The sequence below is a fragment of the Duganella rhizosphaerae genome (assembly GCF_040364205.1).
In the GTDB taxonomy this organism is placed as follows: domain Bacteria; phylum Pseudomonadota; class Gammaproteobacteria; order Burkholderiales; family Burkholderiaceae_D; genus Rugamonas; species Rugamonas rhizosphaerae.
Window position 1 is genome coordinate 36,894 of the sequence record NZ_BPWK01000026.1, and the last position, 6,218, is coordinate 43,111.

The following is a 6,218-nucleotide window of genomic DNA, read 5'->3' on the forward strand; positions in this document are numbered from 1 at the left end:
GGGTTTAAAACTCTTGGAACACATCCCAGGTCGCGGTACGCGGCCCTTCGTTTACTGCGGGATTCGATACTGCGTCAGACTGTTTTGCCGCTGGTCCTCCCTGCGGTGGCGTTTTCCGCGCAGTCTTCGCGGCGACCGGCACCGGCTGGACTACAGCCTTGAAACCGTCCGGTTCGAGGTGCGCCAGCACCTTGTCAACGTAGCTAGGTTTGTTGCCCTCCTTTGCTTGGCCGGTACTGAAGTTGCCGCTGTAGTAGCAGGACAGCGCGGCCTTGGTTGCTGAAATGCCATCGCCCAGCTTGGCGACGGCCCGGTTATGGCACTCGTCAAAAATCGATGACCCAGCGAGCGCGTTTTTCTGCGGGTCGAACACGGTTTCATGCGTCAGGCCGTACTTGGCGAGGTTGGCCTGATTGACTTGGCGGCAACCCATGCTGTAGTTGTAGCCGAGCGATTTGAGGCTTAGCGCTGTAGCCACCGCCTCTTGTTTGTTGCGCGGCTGGCGGTCGAGTCGGCCGCCCACGACACCGATGGCATAGGGGTTGAAGGACGATTCCACGGCCACCAGAGCACGCTCGATGGGCGCTGCGGCGTAGCGCATGCAATCGTTCGGTGGCAAGTAGTCCGCCATTTCAGCCTCCTGTCAGTTCTGCGACTGGCAAACGGCAAAGCCGCCAACCGCCTACCTCGATGAACACATTGCTTGCCGCTGCGCAGTTGTCTTGCACAAAAGTGATCGCGCCGATCAAGTTCCGCCACACCTTCAACTCCCCGCGTGATGTCGCGATCTGCTGCGTCTCCTGGCCCTCGAACTGCACCGCTACCGCCCATACACCCGCTCCCGCTTCGTGCACCGTGACCACGTAACCGCCTGTCATGGCGGTGGCGAGGATGGCAAGGTATTGCTTGGTCAACCGCGTCATCCGGTATTGCTGCTTTGGCAGATCGTTCATAATCTTGGCAATTCGTGAATTTGTTGTAGTTTATACGAAAAAATAAACAAAACGCGATTTTGTTTGAAAAAAGTTAGATTTGTATTTTTTCCGCCCGTATCGTGCTAGTGCTGTATTGTTGGTTGCCACTTATGCAACTCCAAAGGGGGCAAAATATTAGGCGGAACAGCCGAGGCTGATATACGATGGAAGGTTTTTTTATTTGCAAGATTGGTAAAAATGCCACTATGCAAGAGTTGAGTATGAGAAAGCCTTGCGATCTGGTGATCGATGCTTGGTTGGAGCGCGAATATGCGGTGGATGACGTACACGGCGCGAGTAATACGCCGGTCATGAACAATGATGAATACGCGGAGGTCAGGACGCTTCGCCACATGGGCAAAAAGGGTGCCTAGCGAATCGGTGTGAAATTTACCGGCACTTCGAGGACGACCCGATATTTATAGATGGGTAAAACACTACGATTCGGCTTACTGGCGCTCGGTGCTGCGAAACTACCCTGACATCGCCAACTTGCCGGTCTCGCCCGATGCGCTGCGTTAGGTTGCCAAAAACTTGATAAAACAAAGGATTTTCGCGGACGCGAAAAATTGGAATAGGAAGAGGATTGGTGACACGATCGTAACGCCGGCGACTACCTGGTGCCACCAAATGATATTGGTGCCACTGGCCATATGCGGATTACGGTGTCTGTTGAAGTGACAATCATGGGCCGACAGTAGGATGTGCATCCTATCTATGGCCACTTTTTGAGTGGACTATGCCACGTTGTGTAAATACAACGCTTGAAAAAGCGATACCAACAGCAAACAAAGGGGTTTGAAGAAATCAAGCCCCTTGTGGCAAATATTTATGGTATGCAAAGCACAATTTGCCTTGTGAAAATTTTTGCAAGGCATCACAATGCGAATGGGGTGTCGAACCAAACGGCCCCCGTTGTACCCTGAGAAGTTTAACGGGAGCCGTTTCGTTCAGTAAGAACCCCAGAAATGGAGGACTTATAAATGAAACTGAAGATAAAATTTGGTGAGTTTGCGTTCGAGCTGAACCTCGTCACTGTAGTGGCAATTGCATTAGTCACGCTGTTGACGAAACTACTCATAGCGTAAACCTTGGACCCTTCCGGTTAGAGCCGGTTGGGTCTTTTTTTTGCTACCACGATTTGTAGTGTCGCCGATGTATTCCCGTTTCGCAATACGCCCTTTTGTCAACGCCCGTCCGACTCACTGGGAGCACTATATTGATAACAAGGAAAACATTGAGTACATAGAGTACGCATTCGGCCCTAAGCCCATGATTATAAAGTGACCTTCTACATCATATAGTGTACCATTAGAGCATTCCCCGACTACATGTGATGATGTGGTCTAGTCATGAAAACCGCAAATTTCCCGATTTTGCCCATTTACGGATGTAAATATGGTCGCTCTGAACAACAAAAAAGTAAGGTCCGCAGACGGAAAACGCCTCGCCTTGCGCAACAATTTTTGGCCCGAAATTTCGGATGACTCATTGTGGTTGCGCAAGGGGAGGGTTGGATTCACCACTATCCCACGCACTATGAGTCTCATCGGCCGCATCATGGATCAACTCGCCGGTAAAGGTACGCCGTTATTTGGCACATACTTGGCACTGTGGTGCAGGGTATTCGACGAGGGGTTTGTCGAGATTCGTACCAATAAAGAGCTGGCTTTTGAATCAGGCTTCAGTGGTGGTCGAGGAGAGGCAACTTGGCGGGCCCGCATGCGCAAATTACAGGCTTTGGGTTTCATCGATGTACGGGGTGGACTAGCAAGCGATATGCAGTATGTGTTGATCTACAATCCGATCAAGGTGATTGCCTCCATCTACGAACGCGATAATCTTCCTCGGGACATGGCATACCAAGCACTGATGACTCGGCTTATTGAGGTCGGCGCCGATGACTTGGAAACGACCAAAGAACAACCCAAGGGCGACGAGCAGGAAGAGGATTGAGCGGTGAGGAACTTTGCAATCAATTGCAAAGTTCCTCACCTTCAGTCGAGTCGTGATTTTAAGGTAGCTACTTCATCATCACGGAGTGGCAATCATGTCAAAATCAAAGAAATTATTCCTATGCCCCCCAACTGGTAGTCAAGTATGGCTTACTCGGACTGTGTTCCAGGGTATATCGGGTATTGGGGATGAAGAAGCCGGTGTACTGATCGAACATGCATGTTCATTAGCGGTTAATTGCACACAACGGCATAAGCAAACATGTCTGGTACGTCGGTTCGATGCGGATGCCACTGACTATTAGCATTGGCGTAATGACTACCCGCTAGATAATTGCGGGACATTGGTGACAGATCCGCGCGCCAGGCAGCTGCGGTTTGTCACCAAGATTTTCGCGGACGCGAAAATATCAACCCTTGCGCAGCAGACGCGCTATACGCGCCGCACCGATACAGTCGCTGTCATGTATCAGTTCCTCTTGCGCTTGGTAATCGGTGCGCCATTTGCTCAGCCGTGCCGCCATAACACGGTCGAAGGCTGGGGGGAACAGGGCCAATACAAACATGACTGGGTACGACGCGGGGAGGGTGAGCGCCCCCTTCGGCAAAGCGAGTTTGTAGAACGGCTGGCGCTGGTTCAGGTGGTGTTGGCCATGGTAGGCATGGTTGAGGGTGACGCATGCTTGCATCCAACAGCCATCCTCCCACGCGAAACCGAAGTCCTGCAATTCCGGTGTGTAGCGCTGCGATAACCCCCAGTGCTGCAAGTACGTGATCGCCTGTATTGAAAAGGCGGCTCCGACGATTTCAGCCGTGTAGAACACCAATCCTTGCCAGCCGGCGAAGTAGTAGAATCCCGCCGCTATGGCGGCCGGGATGAAAAGGCGACACAGCAGCCGGTTGGACACCCAGGACAAACGTAAATGCTTCAATCGTCCAGTCTCGTACTCCCAAGCGTTAACAAACGAATGAGCGTAGCGTATCACCGCGTAGCGGTACACCGACAGCCCCGGCTTGGCGGCGTCGCCGCCGATGTAATGGCCTGTCCTGGCATGATGGTTGGCGTGTTCCTCCAGGAAGTGGAAGTATCCGACCGTCGCATCGAGCAGCACGCCGAGCGTGCGGTCCAAGCGCGTGCTTGCGTGGCTCAGTTCATGGGCCACGGCGGTATTGAGCGACACCACTATCCAGAAAGATACGCCGATCCCGGCGTATCCAAGCGGAGTGAAGGTGCTGCTGCCGAGCATCCACATAGTCCATGGTAAGAGAAACAGCCAGGCCCCGAAGTAAAGGCGCGGCACGCCGCGCAAAAAAAATAGCAACCGAGGGGAGGGCGTCGCATTTGGTGGCGACTCGTCGTTTCCGACAAACAGGCGCACTACTGGCAGCAAGGCGAAGAAAAACAGCACGGCCAGCCACGGGAAGCCTATCAGAACGCCAATGACAAATAGGAGCTGCGGCAGTAACGCCAACAAGTACCCTGCGTTCTTGATGTTCCTGCTGCGCATAGCCATAGAATATTTCCGTTGTCTCGTTGGCTGGTGCAGCCACCCCCACCTATTCGAGTATTCCTTCTGCTTCGGCGTGTCTGACCGCTTGATCTATCTTCTCAACGTCGAATTTTTCCTTGATCGTGTTGAGTCTTTTATAAACAGCAGCGACCTTTATATCGTAGATTGCCGCTATCTCGCAAGCAACTTTTCCCTTGCGGGAAAGCGATAGCATTTCAACATCAATTTCAAGCAAGCTATACTTGCGCATGGCTTGCTGCCGTAAGCGTGCATTCCACCACAATAAAAGTTCCGATCCCAGTGCGCCGTATTGGACGCGCTTACGCATGAACTGCGGCTCCGCGACATCCTCGGGTTCCTCGGAACCCACGTACAGCAAACCCATGCGCTTGCCAGAACCCATCGACGTATGCGTGGGTATCACGAAACCGCTGAGGAATCCCATGTCGGCCGAGGCACGCATCATTTCTGCTTGCCCGCTGGTTTGCACTTTGATCTTAGACCCTAAAATCGGTGCACTGTTCGACCTCGCGTACTCGAAAAATGGATCGTTCATGATCCACATACGCTTCTTGTATAACTTGCAAAGTTCGGGGCTGCAACCGATGAAGTATCGAAAGCTTTCGTTCACTTCGTCAAAGACGGTAGGCAGCAATGTGGTGTAGACGAACCAGTGCGCGCCCAGCATAGCTACCACGTCCTTGACTAGCACGGCTGCTTCGATTTCCGTTGTGCAGTACGCTAATTCCCCAATGGTGTCCATTACATCATGGACGTCACGGATGATACCCATAGGTAATCCTTTCACATCCGCCGTCTTGCCTTACGAGACTATGTAGAGTTTCTTTTGCATTGGCTTAACGAGCAGAAAAGGTTTTATAGGTACGGTTCCTCCAGGAGGCAAAATAATGTTTTACGAAAAAACTTTCATCGGACTAGATGTGGATAATCAATGAGGCTATCGGATATCAATCGTCCTCTTCCAGGGCTTCGAGGTTATTAAATGAGTTGCCACAAGAACCGCAAGCCAACAGTGCCACCGCCTCCCATGTGGGCCGTACCTTCCACCGGAACACAGTCTCAGCAGTACACCTAGGGCACTCTTGTATCAAAAAATACAACAAGTTGTCGCATGATTCACATTGCACATCATGCAAGTTACCGGCATCAGAAACTGATGTCTCACCGAAATAATGATGCTCGCAATGAGGGCAACTAAAGTTGATTTCAGTCATGGATTAACTTCTGCGGGAAAAGGTCCAGTGTTGGACAGAGATGTCTACATTCATGCAGTCGGGACATGTCTCTTGGACAAAGTTCACTGCATCGGCAAGATTGCGCCATGTTTTCAAATCGCCACGACTGGTAAATACGTCGAAATACCTGTCAGGATTCCCGATCTTGATGCCGACTTGCCAAAGTCCCGTGTTGACGGATTTAATTTCAACCGAATAGTTTCCCCGGTTGGTTTCGGCGATAACCAATATTTCTTGCTTGTTCAGGCCCATTTTGATTGTTTTTTTAAGTTACTGCCGCCAGAGAGCAGGACAGATCATTTTACCGTAACGTTTGTCAAATTTCGATTTTGCTCAGGCGTAGACCAGCAGCAGCCCAAGACCCAAGACCCCAAGGTCTTAAGAGCAACATCCGGGGCTTTTTTTCGCGGACGCGAAAAAACCGGGATGCCCATTACGGAGCGCGGTCGCTTACGCTCCCTTGGTCGCTACGCGACTGGGCGATGAAGCCGCCCACCCCTCCAGGCCACCCTAGCCAACCCC

At 51.8% G+C, this 6,218-nt stretch carries 7 protein-coding genes; 3 read left to right on the forward strand and 4 right to left on the reverse strand.

The genetic code is table 11. The features are described 5' to 3' along the window. Positions 1-4: 4 nt before the first annotated feature. The gene (locus RUGAMON1_RS31705; protein WP_445234256.1) at positions 5-631 is read right to left on the reverse strand and encodes a lytic transglycosylase domain-containing protein; all 627 of its coding nucleotides are present in this window, start codon (positions 629-631) and stop codon (positions 5-7) included. A 1-nt stretch (position 632) separates the two neighbouring features. Beyond that, a complete protein-coding gene (locus tag RUGAMON1_RS31710) occupies positions 633-953 on the reverse strand; it encodes a hypothetical protein (RefSeq protein ID WP_445234257.1) in 321 nt (106 codons plus the stop codon). Positions 954-1,138: 185 nt separating this feature from the next. Between RUGAMON1_RS31710 and RUGAMON1_RS31715 the strand changes: the two genes are divergently transcribed. Next, positions 1,139-1,348, forward strand: a complete 210-nt coding sequence (locus tag RUGAMON1_RS31715; RefSeq protein WP_445234258.1) for a hypothetical protein — start codon at positions 1,139-1,141, stop codon at positions 1,346-1,348. Positions 1,349-2,372: 1,024 nt separating this feature from the next. Beyond that, positions 2,373-2,930, forward strand: a complete 558-nt coding sequence (locus RUGAMON1_RS31720; RefSeq protein ID WP_445234259.1) for a hypothetical protein — start codon at positions 2,373-2,375, stop codon at positions 2,928-2,930. A gap of 409 nt (positions 2,931-3,339) precedes the next feature. Here RUGAMON1_RS31720 and RUGAMON1_RS31725 read toward each other — a convergent pair whose 3' ends face one another. Beyond that, entirely contained in the window at positions 3,340-4,443 is a 1,104-nt protein-coding gene (locus tag RUGAMON1_RS31725) for a fatty acid desaturase (RefSeq protein ID WP_445234260.1), read from the reverse strand. Positions 4,444-4,486: 43 nt separating this feature from the next. Next, entirely contained in the window at positions 4,487-5,233 is a 747-nt protein-coding gene (locus RUGAMON1_RS31730; protein ID WP_445234261.1) for an autoinducer binding domain-containing protein, read from the reverse strand. A 514-nt stretch (positions 5,234-5,747) separates the two neighbouring features. Here RUGAMON1_RS31730 and RUGAMON1_RS31735 point away from each other — a divergent pair. Then, the gene (locus RUGAMON1_RS31735) at positions 5,748-6,182 is read left to right on the forward strand and encodes a hypothetical protein (RefSeq protein WP_445234262.1); all 435 of its coding nucleotides are present in this window, start codon (positions 5,748-5,750) and stop codon (positions 6,180-6,182) included. The last annotated feature ends 36 nt before the right edge of the window (positions 6,183-6,218 follow it).

Coding starts and splice junctions, on each gene's coding strand:
- RUGAMON1_RS31705 (WP_445234256.1), bottom strand. CDS start 631: ATGGCGGACTACTTGCCACCGAACGATTGCATGCGCTACGCCGCAGCG.
- RUGAMON1_RS31710 (WP_445234257.1), bottom strand. CDS start 953: ATGAACGATCTGCCAAAGCAGCAATACCGGATGACGCGGTTGACCAAG.
- RUGAMON1_RS31715 (WP_445234258.1), top strand. CDS start 1,139: ATGGAAGGTTTTTTTATTTGCAAGATTGGTAAAAATGCCACTATGCAA.
- RUGAMON1_RS31720 (WP_445234259.1), top strand. CDS start 2,373: ATGGTCGCTCTGAACAACAAAAAAGTAAGGTCCGCAGACGGAAAACGC.
- RUGAMON1_RS31725 (WP_445234260.1), bottom strand. CDS start 4,443: ATGGCTATGCGCAGCAGGAACATCAAGAACGCAGGGTACTTGTTGGCG.
- RUGAMON1_RS31730 (WP_445234261.1), bottom strand. CDS start 5,233: ATGGGTATCATCCGTGACGTCCATGATGTAATGGACACCATTGGGGAA.